Source organism: Marinoscillum sp. HNIBRBA16962 (assembly GCF_057801515.1).
The window spans coordinates 2,058,655-2,075,015 of record NZ_CM173603.1; the positions used below are offsets into that span (position 1 = coordinate 2,058,655).

17 protein-coding genes and 1 pseudogene are annotated in these 16,361 nt (G+C 42.2%); 3 read left to right on the forward strand and 15 right to left on the reverse strand.

The features are described from left to right. The first annotated feature begins 36 nt into the window (after positions 1 to 36). Positions 37 to 2,301, forward strand: coding sequence for a beta-glucosidase BglX (gene bglX, locus AC3E9V_RS08750; RefSeq protein WP_488752812.1), 2,265 nt, complete (start codon positions 37 to 39; stop codon positions 2,299 to 2,301). Positions 2,302 to 2,446: 145 nt separating this feature from the next. On the opposite strand, the gene AC3E9V_RS08755 is transcribed toward bglX, so the two are convergent. The 12 genes from AC3E9V_RS08755 to AC3E9V_RS08810 all read right to left on the reverse strand — a co-directional run bounded on the left by AC3E9V_RS08755 (position 2,447) and on the right by AC3E9V_RS08810 (position 10,612). Beyond that, the gene (locus tag AC3E9V_RS08755) at positions 2,447 to 3,115 is read right to left on the reverse strand and encodes a hypothetical protein (protein ID WP_488752813.1); all 669 of its coding nucleotides are present in this window, start codon (positions 3,113 to 3,115) and stop codon (positions 2,447 to 2,449) included. A gap of 33 nt (positions 3,116 to 3,148) precedes the next feature. Beyond that, positions 3,149 to 3,352, reverse strand: coding sequence for a hypothetical protein (locus AC3E9V_RS08760; RefSeq protein WP_488752814.1), 204 nt, complete (start codon positions 3,350 to 3,352; stop codon positions 3,149 to 3,151). A 251-nt stretch (positions 3,353 to 3,603) separates the two neighbouring features. Beyond that, positions 3,604 to 3,927, reverse strand: coding sequence for a hypothetical protein (locus tag AC3E9V_RS08765; protein WP_488752815.1), 324 nt, complete (start codon positions 3,925 to 3,927; stop codon positions 3,604 to 3,606). A 307-nt stretch (positions 3,928 to 4,234) separates the two neighbouring features. Further along, the gene (locus AC3E9V_RS08770; protein ID WP_488752816.1) at positions 4,235 to 4,780 is read right to left on the reverse strand and encodes a hypothetical protein; all 546 of its coding nucleotides are present in this window, start codon (positions 4,778 to 4,780) and stop codon (positions 4,235 to 4,237) included. Continuing rightward, positions 4,773 to 5,240, reverse strand: a complete 468-nt coding sequence (locus AC3E9V_RS08775; RefSeq protein ID WP_488752817.1) for an N-acetyltransferase — start codon at positions 5,238 to 5,240, stop codon at positions 4,773 to 4,775. Before AC3E9V_RS08775 ends, AC3E9V_RS08770 begins: the two co-directional genes overlap by 8 nt. 322 nt (positions 5,241 to 5,562) lie before the next feature. Continuing rightward, a complete protein-coding gene (locus AC3E9V_RS08780; protein WP_488752818.1) occupies positions 5,563 to 6,240 on the reverse strand; it encodes a hypothetical protein in 678 nt (225 codons plus the stop codon). 212 nt (positions 6,241 to 6,452) lie between these two features. Then, positions 6,453 to 6,959 (reverse strand): ankyrin repeat domain-containing protein, encoded by a 507-nt coding sequence (locus AC3E9V_RS08785; RefSeq protein WP_488752819.1) that lies wholly within the window; start codon positions 6,957 to 6,959, stop codon positions 6,453 to 6,455. 259 nt (positions 6,960 to 7,218) lie between these two features. Beyond that, positions 7,219 to 8,082, reverse strand: a complete 864-nt coding sequence (locus tag AC3E9V_RS08790; protein WP_488752820.1) for a hypothetical protein — start codon at positions 8,080 to 8,082, stop codon at positions 7,219 to 7,221. Positions 8,083 to 8,092: 10 nt separating this feature from the next. Beyond that, a complete protein-coding gene (locus tag AC3E9V_RS08795; RefSeq protein ID WP_488752821.1) occupies positions 8,093 to 8,551 on the reverse strand; it encodes a hypothetical protein in 459 nt (152 codons plus the stop codon). A 256-nt stretch (positions 8,552 to 8,807) separates the two neighbouring features. Next, positions 8,808 to 9,287, reverse strand: a complete 480-nt coding sequence (locus AC3E9V_RS08800) for a hypothetical protein (RefSeq protein WP_488752822.1) — start codon at positions 9,285 to 9,287, stop codon at positions 8,808 to 8,810. Positions 9,288 to 9,741: 454 nt separating this feature from the next. Next, positions 9,742 to 10,125, reverse strand: coding sequence for a hypothetical protein (locus tag AC3E9V_RS08805; RefSeq protein ID WP_488752823.1), 384 nt, complete (start codon positions 10,123 to 10,125; stop codon positions 9,742 to 9,744). A gap of 7 nt (positions 10,126 to 10,132) precedes the next feature. Further along, positions 10,133 to 10,612 (reverse strand): hypothetical protein, encoded by a 480-nt coding sequence (locus tag AC3E9V_RS08810; protein ID WP_488752824.1) that lies wholly within the window; start codon positions 10,610 to 10,612, stop codon positions 10,133 to 10,135. A gap of 541 nt (positions 10,613 to 11,153) precedes the next feature. Here AC3E9V_RS08810 and AC3E9V_RS08815 point away from each other — a divergent pair. Further along, positions 11,154 to 11,306 (forward strand): hypothetical protein, encoded by a 153-nt coding sequence (locus tag AC3E9V_RS08815; protein ID WP_488748835.1) that lies wholly within the window; start codon positions 11,154 to 11,156, stop codon positions 11,304 to 11,306. A gap of 93 nt (positions 11,307 to 11,399) precedes the next feature. After that, on the forward strand, positions 11,400 to 12,680 hold the full coding sequence (gene ltrA / locus AC3E9V_RS08820) for a group II intron reverse transcriptase/maturase (RefSeq protein WP_488749240.1): 1,281 nt from the start codon (positions 11,400 to 11,402) through the stop codon (positions 12,678 to 12,680). A 78-nt stretch (positions 12,681 to 12,758) separates the two neighbouring features. Here ltrA and AC3E9V_RS08825 read toward each other — a convergent pair whose 3' ends face one another. The 3 genes and pseudogenes from AC3E9V_RS08825 to xerA form a co-directional block, all read right to left on the reverse strand. Next, a complete protein-coding gene (locus AC3E9V_RS08825) occupies positions 12,759 to 13,973 on the reverse strand; it encodes an alpha/beta hydrolase-fold protein (protein WP_488748841.1) in 1,215 nt (404 codons plus the stop codon). 373 nt (positions 13,974 to 14,346) lie between these two features. Next, positions 14,347 to 15,498: an IS91 family transposase gene (locus AC3E9V_RS08830; protein WP_488752825.1), complete on the reverse strand. Its 1,152-nt coding sequence runs from the start codon at positions 15,496 to 15,498 to the stop codon at positions 14,347 to 14,349. Next, positions 15,495 to 16,319 (reverse strand): annotated as a pseudogene (gene xerA, locus AC3E9V_RS08835) (site-specific tyrosine recombinase/integron integrase); the annotation flags it as partial. The pseudogene xerA and the gene AC3E9V_RS08830, both read right to left, overlap by 4 nt. Between the last annotated feature and the right edge of the window lie 42 nt (positions 16,320 to 16,361).

Genomic DNA, 16,361 nt, shown 5'->3' on the forward strand with positions numbered 1-16,361 from the left:
AAGTTGGTAAGTCATTATTTAAAAATATTAATTGTTATGAAATATTTCAGCCTTTTTATAATAGCCTGTATTGGGTTGGCTTGTACACCTCAAAAGGATGATTCTGCTGCGATTACCGGCGCACAGAAAATTGATAGTCTGTTGTCCGTGATGACGCTGGAGGAGAAAGTGGGGCAGCTCAATATGTACAATGGTATCGGTGAGTACACCGGACCGCAGGCAGGCGCTGATAGTAAGGCCAAGGCAGAAAATATCAGATCTGGCAGGGTCGGGGCAATGTTGAATGTTCTTACAGCAAAAGAGACCAGGGAATTTCAGGAGTTGGCAGTGAATAACAGTCGGCTGGGTATCCCACTGCTGTTTGGTTATGACGTCATACATGGATACAAAACCATGCTGCCGGTGCCCATAGGGCAGGCGGCTACCTGGGATTATGAGGCAGCTAAACTGGGGGCAAAGATTGCCGCAGAGGAGGCTGCCGCTTCCGGAGTACACTGGACTTTTGCGCCTATGATCGATGTGAGTCGAGATGCCCGATGGGGTCGTATCATGGAAGGACCGGGAGAAGATCCCTACCTTTCGTCGGTGATGGCAAAGGCATGGGTCGAAGGGTTTCAGGGCGAAGACCTTTCTGACCCATTGACAATAGCCGCTTGTGCCAAGCACTTTGCGGGTTATGGTCTGGCAGAGGCCGGAAGGGACTATAACACGGTAGACATTTCAGCCAGCACACTTTATAATGTAGTGTTGCCTCCGTTTAAAGCTGCAGCAGAAGCGGGAGTGGCAACTTTTATGAACTCATTCAATGAACATGAAGGAGTGCCCGCTACCGGGAGCATCCTTTTACAACGTGATATCCTTAAAGGAAGCTGGAAGTATGACGGCTTTGTCGTTTCTGACTGGGGCTCTATAGGCGAAATGATAACACACGGGTTTGCTGCGGACAGTGCAGATGCGGGGATGAAAGCCATCATTGCCGGTAGTGATATGGATATGGAGTCTCTGATCTACGAAAAAGAGCTCACAGAGCTGGTGAAGTCGGGGAAAGTAGATGAGAGACTCATAGATGATGCGGTGAGGCGGATCTTAAAGGTAAAAATGGACCTTGGGTTATTTGATGATCCGTATCGATATGTCTCGGAAGACCGTGAAAAAGCCCAACTGCTTAGTAAAGAACACCTGGAAGGTGCGCGGGATGTAGCTCGCAAATCCATTGTGCTCCTTAAGAATGAGAATAATCTTTTGCCTCTGGATAAAAATTTAAAATCCATCGCTGTGATCGGGCAGCTGGCAGAAAGTAAAGATGTGCCCCTTGGAAACTGGAGAGCCCAGGCGGTGACCAACTCGGCCGTTTCACTGGTGGAAGGAGTCAGGAGTGCAGTGGGTCCGGGCACAACAGTACGAGTGGCAAGAGGCTACACTTTGGTCGAAGGCCGCAGGGACTTTATCCATGAGCTGAATATCATAGAAAACGACCGTTCGGGATTTAGTGAGGCAATTCAACTTGCCAGACAATCCGAAGTGGTGGTATTGGCGATCGGTGAGGATTGCTACCAGACAGGGGAGGGAAGAAGCCAGGCAGATATTTCTTTGAAGGGTAGTCAGAAAGCTCTACTGATGGAGCTGCTCAAGGTCAACAAAAAAGTAGTTGTGGTACTGATGAACGGCCGGCCATTGGCTATTCCGGAGGTAGTTGAAAAAACTCCGGCGATCTTAGAAGCCTGGTTTGCCGGATCTGAGTCAGGTAATGCCATCGCCGATGTATTGTTTGGAGATTACAATCCTTCCGGGAAGCTTCCGGTTTCATTCCCCTATCATGTAGGGCAGGAGCCGCTCCATTATGATCGAAAAAATACCGGTCGGCCGGTGACCAATGCTCACGATGCAGGTCTGGTATTCTGGTCGCACTACACAGATACGCCGACAGAAGCCTTGCTTTCTTTTGGGCACGGACTTAGCTATACCACTTTTGATTATTCCGATATTTCAGTAACCCAAAGCGGTGACGGTGTGAATGTTACCGCAACACTGACCAATAGCGGAGACCGTGAAGGGACCGAGGTGGCGCAGCTATACATGCGTGACCTGGTGGCCAGCAATACCCGCCCGATCCGGGAACAGAAGGGTTTTCAAAAAATAAGCCTTGCGCCTGGTGAGAGCAAGACCGTGAGTTTTGAGTTGACCAGAGATGATCTTTCCTTTTATTCAGGTAAAGGAGAGCTGGTTTTTGAGTCCGGAGAATTTCAGTTCTGGGTAGGAGGCAGCTCTCAGGCAGACTTATCCGGGAAAATAGAGCTTTAACCGAAATTATACAATGGAGCTTCCATTGCATAATTGATGAATTGAAAATCAGTGAGTTACGCTATTTTATTCAAAACCTTTTTGGTGATTTTCAAATGAGTAATGCTGGTCAGTTCTCTTGAGGAGTGACTGGTATTCTCCGTTTTCATATGATAAGCTTTTTGATAAAGGCTTCCTTACTTTTAATGTCCTTAACAGTCCCCTGGTAAGTCTTGATGTTGCTGATGTTTGGGAAGCTAAGCTGCTTTCTGGCCAGGGAGATGGAAGCCAGCAGGTTGAAGTAGTTGAAAACCAGAATGAAGGTCTGGACAGGATCTGTTTTCACTTTTTGCAAGCCAATTTTTTCAGCCGTTCGTTCATTGATGATGTAGCTGGTTCCTTTTACGATTATGTGATCTTCTGTTTTCCTGGCAAGGTCCAGTAACCCTTTTAAGTATTCAGAAATGATCAGGTTCGTTCTTTGTTTGCCACTCAGGTGGCGATCCAGTGAAAAGTAGTAGTCAAACAGGGTGCCGCCGTGTATTTTGATTATTCCTTTTCTCTCTTTTTCAGCAAGAAGAAACAGGGAGTGGTATTTTAAGTTTCCTCTTTTTATCAGGGAAGGCACATCATAAAACGGAGCTATGATGGATAAAGTAAATGCCAGCATTAAGGCCGTAACCGGAATAAAATAGCTGTGAATAATGATCAGCAGGCCACCAAACGTGAGGTTCAGCATCAGGGCCAGCAGGCCAAGCCGAAGTTGAAACTGTCTTTTTTCGTAAGGCGTTTTTTGAAAGTATTTGTTTGACTGAGACTTTGAAATTTTGGGCATTTCAGAGCGGGTTCCCGGAAGTTTGACAAATGGCTATTTTACCAGGGAATAAGCTAAAGCAACTGCGAAGAAAAGGAAAAATCCTGCAAACACATTTTTGTAAGTTTTATCCTTTTCGAGAATTTCCTTTAAAGGTTTTTTGCCACCGGCTAATAACCACCGGATCACTGCCCCGGGTAGCTGAAGGAGGTAGAAGGATAATAATTCGATTATAGGGATAAGAATTAGCTCGATCATCTGATAAAGATACGAAAATGTATCAAAGTAGTTCTACTTGTCAAGTTATGGGGTGTACGACAGTTTTGCAAAAAAATGACCTTGGCGTTATGAGAGGTTTTCACACAAAAACACCAATATTCCCCCTTTTTCTTATAAGGGGCTGATGGGGGTTATGGAAAAATTTATCAAACCCATACTCCCTTACTGCTTGATTGCAACTTGCCAGAGCCGATTAGATATCAGCTTCCTGATTGTCATTTCAGGTTTCTTTATTTGAAAAATTGCCCGATCCTGGATTTAAGCTTTTTCAGCACCGACTTTTTAGGGTAAACGTATTTCTTTGACAGAGAAACAATGGATTTTTTCAGGCTGGGATCTTCCAGGTATTGCTCCAGGATTTCCTCATGTCGCTTTCTAAATGCTTCGCTGGTCTTGACGGTATCCACTAAATACTGGTTTTCGATCAGGTCATGGATCATCTGAAAATCATGATCAGAAAGCAGGTTCTGCTCCTCTTTGGACCCGGAGGAGGCCAGTAACTCCTCGTCACCTTCATACATATCATATATCCTTAAATGGTCTTTTGTCAGCATTTTTTATCTCCGTGAATATCGTAAATCAGTACGAACAGCTTTTCTAAAAGTTCTCGTTATAGTCAAGGTTTTCAAAGCGATTGTCACCGGTCCTTTGCAACTTCATTTTTGAAGCTGGGCGAACCCTTAAACCAGGAAGTGCATAAAGGTAATCATTGCGTATGGCAGATTCCCTTTTGCAGAGGGATCTCAATCAGGGAGAATGATAAAGCTTATGGTCTTTATGATAAATTTCAGGCCAGTCTAAAGCCTAAATCATCAATTCTGAATAATATCGGATGACTCCTTCCCCTACGGATATAGTATATTAATCTGTTGCTTTGATCAGGTTGCGTGTTTTTACATGTCTCTCAACCTCTGGTCTCCATTCATTCTGATTGGCCATCATTTCATATAGCTTTTCCTGATAGTATACCTGATACCACGCTTTTTTATGAAACGGGCAGATGTTCTCATACGTCTTTTCAGAATGAATCATCAATCTTTGCATGAACTCTTCTCTCGGCTCGCGATGATTATTTATAATCTTGCTTAATAGAATAGGTGTGATATCAATATCCCTGGCAAAGTCTGTTCTTTTGCTGTATAAGGTATCTATATAAGATTTTAAGAATTTTGTGAAACACTTTTCTTCCTGATAAATGGGGTCCTTGATAAATTCTTCCATTTGGAGCTTTAATTGCAATAGCCTGGCCTTAATGATCTTCCCGGAAGAAAGATTCTTCATTCTTTGAAGCCTTGCTTCCATTAGCGCTTTGCCGTCTTTTAGCCTTTCCTGTTGTGAAGAATACCGTGAGTCTACCCCATATTCTGCTCCTTCTATTTCATTCATCTTGTTTTTGGTCCTAGTCATGGTCATAAGTGCTTATTAATTCCAATATTTCTTCTATTTCAACGCTTAAGGTCATGCCAGTGATATTCATGCCATATTTGTCAATATAGTGCCTGGCTATTGTTCTTTTTGGTTTTAGTGAAACACAGGCAAGCTCGCCATATTCTCTTACGGCAATTTTGGCGATAAATGTTATTAGGTTGCCGGCAATATTTTCATATTCTTTATTCCTTCCTTTATTTTCTTTGGATACGGTGAGTAGTCTAATATGTATCCTCCATTCTTCAGGAATTCTTTCAGCCGAAACGAGTCCAAGAATATCTTTGGAACCAACTATTCTTAGTTTATATACTTCATTCGTCTTTTCTTTCTTCCAATCAAAGAAGTATCTCGTTTTCGTTATCTTTTGATAGTCACTACTTTCAACTTTTTCGATCGCCACTTTATGTCTTTCGCCAGTTGTTGTATTGACAACTATCATACATTAAAACTACTAAAAAAGTTTCCAAAAATTGGAAATTAAGAACGAAAAATATCCAATATAAGGCAATTATCCTCGTTTGTGATTTTTATATCCTTTAGCGGAGGGATCTCAATCAGGGAGAATGATAAAGCTTATGGTCTTTATGATAAATTTCAGGCCAGTCTAAAGTGGGTCCGGAAGATGTGTACCTTTTCCCTTCATCACCCTGTTGGAGACAACTCCAACAGGGGCTCGGGTGTGCAGTCCGTCGCCCTGGCTGGTCTTGTGCCAACCAGAATACCGTTAACTTAAGATAGGGGGTGAGACGAGGAAAACGAGATCATTTCTCCGTAGACAAAGTATCCGGCATTTGGTATTCGATCATCCGGTCAAAACCGGAAGTAGCCGGATAATCCCGGAAAACCTTTTTCAACTCACCTGATTCATCATATGCTTTGAGGGCATCTTTGTGGATGGAATAGGCCATGTCATAAAAACCGTCATTGGGATCAAGGGAGCTCACTATACCATTGTAGGAATACGAGCTGAACGTAACCCACAAGCTATCGCCAGTGATGTCATTTACTTTCAGCAGATAATGATTGTATTCGCTACGTTCTTCACTGTCTTTGATGATGTATACATCGCCTACCTGCGGATTATCAATATATGATTGTTCCAATTCAGCATTTTGCATTCCCGTAAAGGTCAGGTAAGTAATCCCTAAAATAATCAGGATCAGTCCGGAAAAAAGATATTTGGGAGTGCCAGCCGATGACTTAAGGCCTTTTACAATATTCTTTGAGCCTGCGGCAATCTCCGCTTCATGCGTTGCATGTTTGCAATGCAGACAGACAATTTCTACCGACTTTTTATATGGGAAAAGCGGGATCCAGAAGATGTGTACGTAATGTGCAAAAATGGCCATAACAGACTGTTGCTGTTGGCAACTGGGACATTCATATGCTTCTAATGGAGCCTGTTTAATGTTTTTGGTGTTCCACCCGTAAACGATCATAGTTGTGTTTTTTGTCGCTTAAAATAGTTCAAACCAACCAATAATTCAAATTGACGGATATTCGTGCATAAAGCCGTAAAGGTCTGCATAAAGCCCGTAGTGGTCTGCACAAAGGTCGTAACGGTCTGCTCCGGATTTGGCTGCAAGTGAGGCGTCCACAAAGGTCGTTAGAGACCGTTTAGAGGTTCCAGGTAGAAAAACAACGTGTCATTCTACCATCCATTTAATAATTCATCAAATTTATCCTGATATATTGTTTCTCCCATTTCTCTTGGAGATTTGTCATGAACATTTTTTGTCTCAATATCTGCTCCGGCTTTAAAGAGTTTATGAACTATCGTAAAATCACCTTTTGAATTAAATATCGCTGTCCAGATAGGAGGATTTCCATGTTCGTCTCGAATATTTACATCTGCCCCTTTTTCTAAAAGCAAATCTGTCAACTCAATGTATTTATAAAGAGCACAAAAATGTAGAGATGTGTAACCTGACTTGTCCTGGAAATTTAAATCCGCTCCATTTTCAATAGCAAATTTCGCAATCTCTAAATTTCCTTTCGCAACAGAGTTTATCAAAATAGTCCGTCTATTGCCATCATATGCATCGGCTCCATATTTTTTAATCAATTTCTTAAGCGATTTTTTATCATTCTTAACTATCAAGTTGTCAAAATACTCTAATTCAGAATCTACTTTTAATGGTTTACCAGCTCTTGCCATATATCGTTTTTATTTATCGGGTGTGGAGGAGGGGAATCGAACCCTTCTGCACTCTGTCTTGAATTCAAGTACCCTGCTAGTACCCTGCTAGCACCAAATTGATTGTACATGGTGATTCTACATCATGAAAAGGTTGCAATTTATTAAATGAAACTCGAAAGGGGCAGGGAGAGCTTTTTCTTTTTTATAAGTCGTCTGTGTCTTTGACCGGTTGCTCTGTCGGTCTGTGTCATGATATGTCTGTCGTTACCCGTCATTGTCAATATCTCCGTAGTTTTTTTTTAGGACTGTTATCAGTTTTTCCGTTTTTTAGAAACTTCTTGATTTTTTTGCGATCGATGAAATTCACTTTAAATGAAAGCTCTCTCAATATTCCTTGTTCAAATTCCGCAAGAGTTGGACGCAGAGTTTGTTTGTTGATAATTATGTCAGTTGGTAGAAATCGACTCACTAATTCTGAAACTTTAGGGTCATAGTTCTTATAAGTTGTGTCGGATTCCCAAGGAATTAGAAATGATTCTTGGCCGATTGAATGAACAAATAAAGTATCTGTATCATTTTCAAATGCAACTGTAACGCTTGAATATCCTGAGGTATTGGATTGAAGAACATGATAGTAGGCCATTCTTTGAAATTGTTCAAAATCATTCAATACATATTTAGCGTACTCCTTTTCAAGTTTGTCGCTGTTATAGTAAGTAGTTAACCAGTTATGAATTAGTCGATCCTTGTTTGAGAAGTGCCAAGAACTGTCGATACTGTAATAGTCTAACAGGCTTCCTAAGCTTTTGGGTTGGTTTAATGTTTCAATAAGTTCGTCAACTAGTTTAGGGTTAATTTCGCTTATTGTATCATTCGGTTCACTATTCTGAATTTTATCCCAGTTCGGGATTCGACCCTGATAAAAACTACGAAGAGTATCTGGCGATTTGTATTCGTTAGTTAGAGTTAGCATTGGCAAGCTGTCATGCAAGTTTAGTTTATATACTCTCCCGTAGATTATACTGTAGTTATTGTTGTATTCGTCAACGATCACCAGTCTGTCAAATTCTGACTTATCTACAAGTTGACCAAAAGCCAAGTAGGAGTTAGCAAGTAGAAAGAGAATGATGTAGGTTCGCATAATTACCGATTCACCCGAAAAGTATGTAGGCGACCACAAGTAGAGTTGGCAAGGCTCGAGAGTAGACAGGAAATGTTGCGTTGAGGTACTTCGTTCCAATTGCCTTAAGAACTAGCATGATTACAGATGCAATAATAATTGTTGATCCGCCAATGTAAAGCATTCTCAAATAGCCATCGTTACCCAATTGTAGCGTGTAAAGCAGAATTCCAATTGTTGCCACTGCCGTACTAATCCATAGGACTTTAGGTACAATCGACAAACCCAAAAGTTCGTTGAATCCCATTTGTTCGCCCTCTATTGGTTCAATGTCTAGGGGTTTGTACGCACTTAAGAAGAATGTTACGCCAAGTCCTGCAAGACTAAGAGTCATTAAAATTGAAAGTTCAGATCCAGTTAGTTGGAGTATAAAAGCTACTGCCAGGGTTGCCAAAAAAACTCGTTCGAGATAGGGTAGTAATTTGTTCATGAGTTCTTATGCAATATGAAGGTAATTGCTGGTAATGTCCGGATAGAGCGAGTGGCCCTCCCGGTGCAATGAAAATCTAAAGTAGCTAAATCTGCCGTGCCATGCAACTGGCAGGTTCGCAGTGCGTCCAGAAAGTCAAACAGTCTGCGTAAATCTTTCAGCAGATACCACCCACTTTCCCAAGGCAGATTTAGTGGTGAGGTGGGCAGAGAAGTTGGTGGTGAAATTAGTAAAGGCCATTCGGCTGTATTCAATGTTAGAGAGTGTTCTTTATTGTATCGGTTGGTTCACGATCTTTAAACACTACCTTATATTTAAGGTCACCTAGAGTGTCAAATACCTCATGGATTCCATTTCCATAAGTTCTTGTCTTTATAAATATCCGGCCATTTTGATGATATTGCTTAAAGTCTATCATTTGATATTCTGAATCAAATACTTCCCTTACAACAAGCACGCTATCGGTGTATGATTTCTTTATTGATTTTACTAGAATGCTGTCTTTGAAATAGTAGGCATGTTCAGAGTTAGGTGTTCGATCATATTCGATTCTAGAGAAATTCTGGTCTGTTCCGTATAATTCAGTAAGGTAGATTTGGGTAAATGGGGTTACAGGAGTACTATCTTCCTCTTGGAAATAGCCATACTTATCAACTCTTACTAATTCATTCTTCTCAAAATATTTAACTTCAGCAGTATCCCCATTTGGTTTTAGGAAGATATGTTTACCGTCCATTTCACTTCGTTCATTGTTTTTTGAACAGGATGAAGTAACGATGATTAGGAAAAGGAAAATATTATAGCTAGTTCTCATAATACTCTCTAACACCCGGATAGAGCGAGTGGCCCTACCGGTACTATGAAAATCTAAAGTAGCAAAATCTGCCACGTGATGCAACTGGCAGGTTCGCAGTACGCCTAGAAAGACAAAAAATCCTGCGTAAATCACTCAGCAGACAACCATTTCCATTCCTCAGGGCAGATTTAGTGATCAAGTTGCAGAGAAGATTGCTATGAAATGGTTAGGCCATTCGTCTCTATCCATTGTGCCTGTTGCACAACTCAAGATAATTAAAAAATGAAACATTCTGTTATTTATTGAGCTATTTGCTATATTTATATATGCAAGGCCATAAATTGAGGGGTTGTGCAACAGCCACGCCTGTTACATGGCGTTGTTTTTCGAATAGCTATTCTGTTTCTTTTCGAAACTTCTGCCGATAAATAGATAATTTCATTTCATCAGGATCATAATCACGAATAACCAATTCTCGTTTGTTAAGCAGTTCAATGACGTAAACCCGATTGCCTAGTTGGAGTAATGAATCTTCCAAAGCGTATTGGAATTCCAGTCCACCCTGCGATTCCGTTCCTGTTCCATCTTCTCTCAGTTCAAGAGTTAAGTCGTTACATGAATACGTGAATTCTTGCCCCATAAAATCTGCTCCACAGGTGGTGCCGTCTTCAAGTTCCTTGTGATAGCAATTCCAAGTTCCAGTTAGCAAGTCGGTCCTGTTTTGAGCATTCAGTTGAATTGTCGAAAGAAATAGAATTAGAATAGTTAATGTTCTCATGAAATAATTAATAATCATCATCAAAAATTGGCAGTTCGAAGCGGCTAGTTCCGTTCAGGTTCACATACAAGTAAATTGGATATGTCCAATCAGTATCTGGCTTGCTAATAGTTAAGAAGAATTGAAGTTCAGATGTTCGTTCATCAAAATTCTCAAGCTTAAGAAATCTCATCCTAAACACTTTGGGATCAAAGCCAATTGAGTCCTGAAAGTTCATCTTGTTGAATGTCAGTTCGAAATCAGGAGTTCCAATTTTCAGCTCCGTATCACGGTAGTTGTATTTGTAAAGTTTGTTGTCGGCTTGGTATTCCTGAGTTATGAATTCGTTCGGAATTGTTCGGAAGATCCAGTGGATATTGGTCTCTGAAATTATAGTGTCAGTTCGCTGTTCATAGTGTTCCTTAGGGTGAAATGTTTCCTTCACTTTCTGTGCATTCAGAGTTGAGCCGAAAAGAACTACAGCTAGAAGAATTAGAAGTTTTTTCATGAGTTCGCAATCTAGGGCGTAGTGCAGTAATGCCATGTAACGTACAGCTAAAGTGCGTATGTCCCGAACTTTGCTGATGGAAAACTAAACTAGCAAAGCTGCGCCACCCGCGCAACTGTTTCAATGAAATACTGCGTTGAGAAAAATTAAATCCAGAAGCACCAAAAGCGCTGAAGAACACTGGAATACCAGAAGGCGCAGCTTTGTGGTCATGTTGCACTGAAGTCTGCTTGAAGCAGACAGACATATGCACTTTCAGCGCTTGTGTGTGCCCAGCATGGGCATCTGGTATCTAAAGATACCAAATTATTCCAGAGGGTGCGGCAGAAGGCCAAGTCCCTTATGTGCGGGAGTCGTGTCCCGAAGCATTAGCAAGTCGCAAGCTCGTTTGTCGTGAGACATGGAGTGAAGGAAGCGAGACTGCAAACCCTGGTTCCAACGAACAGGACCGGGTCGCCGGGCGACTGGATACAGAGGCATGTCAAGTCGGATGAGGTAACACATCATACTGACGTCCAAAGGGTGGGAAACCATCAGGAACTTGGCATGTAGATCCAGTGGATATTGGGGGAAGGAATATGTCCTTACCTGGGGAGGTCTCGGACTGTACGAGCTACAGACTGAGAAGTCAGCAGAGGTCATAGTACTCATCAGCCACGAGCCATCAGAGACAGATGGAGGACTCACAAGTTGAGGAAGGGCCGAACATTGAATTGTGTCCAAATTCGGGTAGGAATCCGCCGACTGGCAGATAGCCTATCCTTAGGCAGACAAGGAAGTAAGTTTTATGATAGCAGAAGTACTTAAGCGAAAGAACCTCTACAAAGCTAGCCGGCAGGTGTTGCGGAATAAGGGTTCGGCAGGGATAGATGGGATGTCAGTTGCGGAGCTTCCAACGTATCTGGAAGTCAACCGGGACAGTATCATGACCTCTGTTCTTAACCACACTTATGTACCTGCTGCTATACTTGGTGTAGAGATACCCAAAGGTAATGGAAAGACCCGATTACTGGGGATTCCAACCGTAACGGACCGATGGCTACAGCAGGCGGTAAGCCAAATACTTGCCCCAAAATTCGAATTGAATTTTGAAGACCATAGCTATGGCTTCCGGCCTGAGAAGAATACCCAACAGGCAGTGTCACAGGCACTGAAGTACATCAATGATGGCTATCAGGATATTGTGGATATAGACCTGAAAGGATTCTTTGATGAAGTAGACCACATGGTGTTGTTACAACTGATCCACAAGAAGGTAAAATGCCCGACGACCCTGCGGTTGATCCGAAAGTGGCTGAGAGCGCCCATTTCAATTAATGGAAGGCTCCACAAACGTCGGAAAGGTATGCCGCAAGGTTCACCGATCAGTCCGATATTATCCAACATCCTGCTGGATGAATTGGATAAATATCTGGTCGAAAGAGAATTGCGGTATGTCCGCTATGCAGATGATTTCAGCATCTATGCTGGATCAAAAGCAGAAGCCAGGAAGATTGGTAATGCCATCTACATTTTCCTTCGGGATAAGTTGAGGCTGCCGATCAACAGGGAGAAAAGCGGGATACGCAGACCGGTGAACTTCGAGTTGCTGGGACATGGATTTGTTCCGGTATACACGAAGGGATCGAGGGGACAATACCAACTTGTAGTAAAGAAGAGTGCATGGCAATCCTTCAAGCGCAAGCTCAAGGATCTGACCAGAAAGACCAAACCAATGAGTTTCGATGAGCGGTTACAGAAGCTGGCCGAAGTGTGGAGAGGTTGGGTGAACAATTTTCGCTTGACGAACATTCATGCCAAGCTCAAAGCACTGGATGAGTGGCTAAGGAACCGCCTTCGGTATTGTATCTGGCATGACTGGAAGAAACCTGAGCGGAAACGTAAGAACCTGATCCGTCTGGGACTGGGTAAAGACAGAGCATATGCCTATAGTCGTACTCGCATGGGAGGCTGGGCGGTAGCCCAAAGCCCTATTCTTGGCACGACTATTACCTTACCCCGACTCAGACGCAAAGGGTACGAATCGATGCTTTCCTATTACCATAAGATGCAACCCGAAATTCAGTGAACCGCCGTATACGAGACCCGTACGTACGGTGGTGTGAGAGGCGCACCGTGAGCTTATGGCTCACGGCCGTCTACTCGATTAGTGGCTTTTACTCAGTTCTTTAAGTTTCTCAGTTGAATCAGAGTTGCCATCTATTTCAATTGCCTTTTTAAACATTTCGACAGCCTTGTCAGGTTCTTCTTTTGCTAAGAAAAAATCACCCATCGAATCGTAGGAATTTGAGTTAGTGGAGTAATTGTCGATGTTGTATTGAAAGAAGAGACCTGCACCGTCAAAATCCTCTTTTTGTAAGTAGTAGTATCCAAGGTCATTCATTTGTTCATGACTGGGTAAGGTTTCATAACCTAGTTTCTTGGTCACGAAGCGATAATGTTTAGTCACTTTATCAAAGAAAGACTGTCCTGAAATATTTGGGTTCGTTCTGATGATCTTGTCAAGATCAAGTGTGTTCCAACTAAAAAAGTACTTTAGTCCATAATATCCTGAAATGGTTGGTACACTCAAATGGTTTTCATTTGAAAAATACTTCCACTTGAAGTCTAAGCCGCTACTATTGATTCTTTCAACTGCTTGGACAAAATTCAAGTTTGATCGCATCGTTGAAGTTACCCATGTCGTATCTTGTAAAACTGTGAGGGTGTCCATGCCTTCCGGCATTGTGTTAGCCACTGTCACGAATAAGGTCTTGCCTTCAAAGTTGTTATTTCTGATTTTGTCAATTGCATAGTTACGGAAGCGATAATCGTGAGACTTGAGTCCAGGGTCAATTGCCAAGTAGTTTGTGAATAACTCCTGATGATTGATGAGGGTATTCACAACAAAAGAGCCTCCTAATGAATGACCAATTATTGTTCTGTGTTGAAGTGTGGGGTATTTAGTTTCAATAAAAGGAATAAGTTCCTCTTCAAGAAATTTAGTAAATCTCTCAATTCCTGTTGAATCCGAAGATTCGTCATCGGGATCAAAAGGCATTAAATCTCTGTAACGATTAGTATTTGGGATTGCAACCAAAACTGACTCAGGATACGAAGTTGTTCCAAATGAACTCAATTGTTTGACTATCCCAGAAAGCGAATGAAAATAAGCATCACCATCTAAAAGGTATAAAACTGGATACTTAGAATTGGTCTGAGGTTCATATGAGTTAGGAAGAGAAATCCAAATTTCACGTTGTTCGTTTAGAACTTCCGAATAAATACTATCAATTACCCCGATTGTGAGTTTGTTCGGTTGTTGGCCGTTACAATGAAGGATTGAAAGATGTAGAAATGAAATAATCAGGAACTTATGCATATGCGATTCGGGGAATTGCCACTAACAATATAGTGTTTTATAGAATGTTTGCCTAAAGATAAGCCCTACGAGATTTTCCTGTAGGACTAATTTATCCAATTGAAGGAATCTGCCAGATAGAAGCAAATATTCTATAAAACATCGTTGGACGGGTGCCTCTACCTACAGGCCTATGGGAGTAGCACCTGCAAGCTGTGGCCAAAAGCTGCGGATAGTAGCCACAAGGCACCATTCGTTGAGCCAATTACTGTGATCTCTTTGATTTTTCTTCATCATTTCGCTCAGGAAAAGGCATAGTAAGGCCTACCAAACGCCAGCCGGTTTAGCCATTAATGCTTTTTCAATTTATCAAAGAGCGTATAGGCCCTGTGTGTCACACTGGGTCCAGTACAGTCTTTGGTGCCAACTTCCCCCTGTTGCATTTTGGACAAGTATCCGGGTCTTTTCCGGTAACAACTTTTAAAACCTGTTTTGCAGGCATGCCTTGAAGCAGCGGCACGTGAAGAGGTTCATCTATAAGTGCAAAGCATTGCTGCTTCTTGTTTCTATTGGCTGTGGCCAATAATCCATAGTACCTGATCTTATAAAATCCAGATGGAAGTACATGACGAATAAACCTGCCGATAAACTCTTCAGCATCCAGGCACATCAACTGCTTTTTTTGAAGCTTCTTCCGGTAATCCTTCCACCGAAAGGTCACTTTACCACCTTTGACAGCAACTAACCTGCTATTACTGATAGCCACCCTGTGAGTATACTTGCCCAGGTACTGTACTACCGACTGAGGGCCTGCCAATGACTTCTTTGTATAGACATTCCAGTTTTTGGCATATAGTCGCTTCTTTAGTGTGGACGTGTCAGCAACATCGTCCGGTAGCCGGACTGCTTTATTGGCAGTTTGCTTTTCCAGCAAACTCCAGAATACACCACGAAACACTTTAGAAAGTGCCCTTACCGGCAGGAAAAACTTCTTGCCTGCTTGCACCCACTCCATTCCATCTTCAGAAAGTCCTCCAGCTGGAATGAGCATGTGGATATGAGGGTGATAGGTTAAAGACTGGCCCCAGGTATGTAGCACTGCCACAGCACCGGTTTGTGCCCCCAGGAACTTCGGGTTTTTCGACACTTTTTTCAGAGTAGCAGAAGCTGCTTTGAACAACAAACTGTAACACTCCCGCTGATTGAGGTAGAATGTCTTATGTAGGTCTGAGGGAATGGTAAACACCATATGGAAATACCGGCACACTGGCAGGCTACTCTTCAGCTTGTCTACCCAAACCAGTTGTTTGGTGTACTGGCATTTATTACAACTCCTATTCCTGCACGAATTATAGGATACCCGTTGATGACCGCATTGATTACATCCCTCAACATGACCACCCAGTGCCCTTGTTCTACATTGTTCAATAGCTGTAAATGCCTTGAACTGGTCGCTGCATAGCTTATGCTTGTCCAGAAATTGCTTGCCATACTCCTTGAATATGCAGGCTACATCCAGTGGATGTCGTTTGTTGTCCACTTTCACAAGTCATCCGGTTGATCAAATGGACTTTTTACAGAAGGATCTATAGCTGCCAGGTGCAGGTAAACCATCGTAGAACGTAAGGAACTATGGCCTAATAGCTTCTGGATCAGCTTTAGGTTAGAGCCTGCTTCTAACATATGCGTCGCAAAGGCATGGCGCAGGCTATGCGGATGAACCTTCTTTTTAATTCCTGCTTTTTCTGTAGCCCGTTTAACAATTTTTAAAACTGATGCTGCAGAATATTGTTGGCCGGGAGCCCAGCTTTCAAAAACGTAGGTTTGTGGTTTTGGATAAGAACTGGAATAGTAATCCCGCAATAGCTTTAAAGCATTGGTTGCCAATAATGTATCCCTGGATTTATTGCCTTTGCCATTGTTGATCCTGATGACCATGCGTGTGGAATCAATGTCACTAAGCCGTAAGTTTAGCAACTCTTCCCTACGCATACCTGATGAATAAAGCAGTGCAAGAATAGCTTTATGCTTAGGATTGGCAGTGCATTCGATTAGCCTATTTACTTCTTGCTTTGACAGGATCTCAGGAAGTGGATTGTCCCTTCTCGGACGCTTAACCTTGATCTTCTCATTCCATTCTTGCCCCAAAACATCCTGCTTGAGGATTTTCATGGCACTGATGGTCTGGTTAATGAAAGAATTGGAAAGGCCTCTTTTTTCCTTGCAGTGATAGAGGTACGCCTTAAGTTGCTCTGTAGTCAATTCATCAGGAGACTGATTAAAGTACCTGGTGATCTGAACCAGCATGGTCAAATAACATTTCACAGTACGAGGGCTATAATTGCGGAACTTGAGCTCTCGGACAAATCGCTGGCTTAACTTTTCTTTTTTTTCATCATGATTCTGTTT

Bases quoted from the DNA above. Each gene is read 5' to 3' on its own strand.
- AC3E9V_RS08810 (WP_488752824.1), bottom strand. From the start codon at position 10,612: ATGAAAAAACTTCTAATTCTTCTAGCTGTAGTTCTTTTCGGCTCAACT.
- AC3E9V_RS08805 (WP_488752823.1), bottom strand. From the start codon at position 10,125: ATGAGAACATTAACTATTCTAATTCTATTTCTTTCGACAATTCAACTG.
- ltrA (WP_488749240.1), top strand. From the start codon at position 11,400: ATGATAGCAGAAGTACTTAAGCGAAAGAACCTCTACAAAGCTAGCCGG.
- AC3E9V_RS08825 (WP_488748841.1), bottom strand. From the start codon at position 13,973: ATGCATAAGTTCCTGATTATTTCATTTCTACATCTTTCAATCCTTCAT.
- AC3E9V_RS08770 (WP_488752816.1), bottom strand. From the start codon at position 4,780: ATGACTAGGACCAAAAACAAGATGAATGAAATAGAAGGAGCAGAATAT.
- AC3E9V_RS08775 (WP_488752817.1), bottom strand. From the start codon at position 5,240: ATGATAGTTGTCAATACAACAACTGGCGAAAGACATAAAGTGGCGATC.
- AC3E9V_RS08755 (WP_488752813.1), bottom strand. From the start codon at position 3,115: ATGCCCAAAATTTCAAAGTCTCAGTCAAACAAATACTTTCAAAAAACG.
- AC3E9V_RS08790 (WP_488752820.1), bottom strand. From the start codon at position 8,082: ATGCGAACCTACATCATTCTCTTTCTACTTGCTAACTCCTACTTGGCT.
- bglX (WP_488752812.1), top strand. From the start codon at position 37: ATGAAATATTTCAGCCTTTTTATAATAGCCTGTATTGGGTTGGCTTGT.
- AC3E9V_RS08760 (WP_488752814.1), bottom strand. From the start codon at position 3,352: ATGATCGAGCTAATTCTTATCCCTATAATCGAATTATTATCCTTCTAC.
- AC3E9V_RS08785 (WP_488752819.1), bottom strand. From the start codon at position 6,959: ATGGCAAGAGCTGGTAAACCATTAAAAGTAGATTCTGAATTAGAGTAT.
- AC3E9V_RS08795 (WP_488752821.1), bottom strand. From the start codon at position 8,551: ATGAACAAATTACTACCCTATCTCGAACGAGTTTTTTTGGCAACCCTG.
- AC3E9V_RS08800 (WP_488752822.1), bottom strand. From the start codon at position 9,287: ATGGACGGTAAACATATCTTCCTAAAACCAAATGGGGATACTGCTGAA.
- AC3E9V_RS08780 (WP_488752818.1), bottom strand. From the start codon at position 6,240: ATGATCGTTTACGGGTGGAACACCAAAAACATTAAACAGGCTCCATTA.
- AC3E9V_RS08765 (WP_488752815.1), bottom strand. From the start codon at position 3,927: ATGCTGACAAAAGACCATTTAAGGATATATGATATGTATGAAGGTGAC.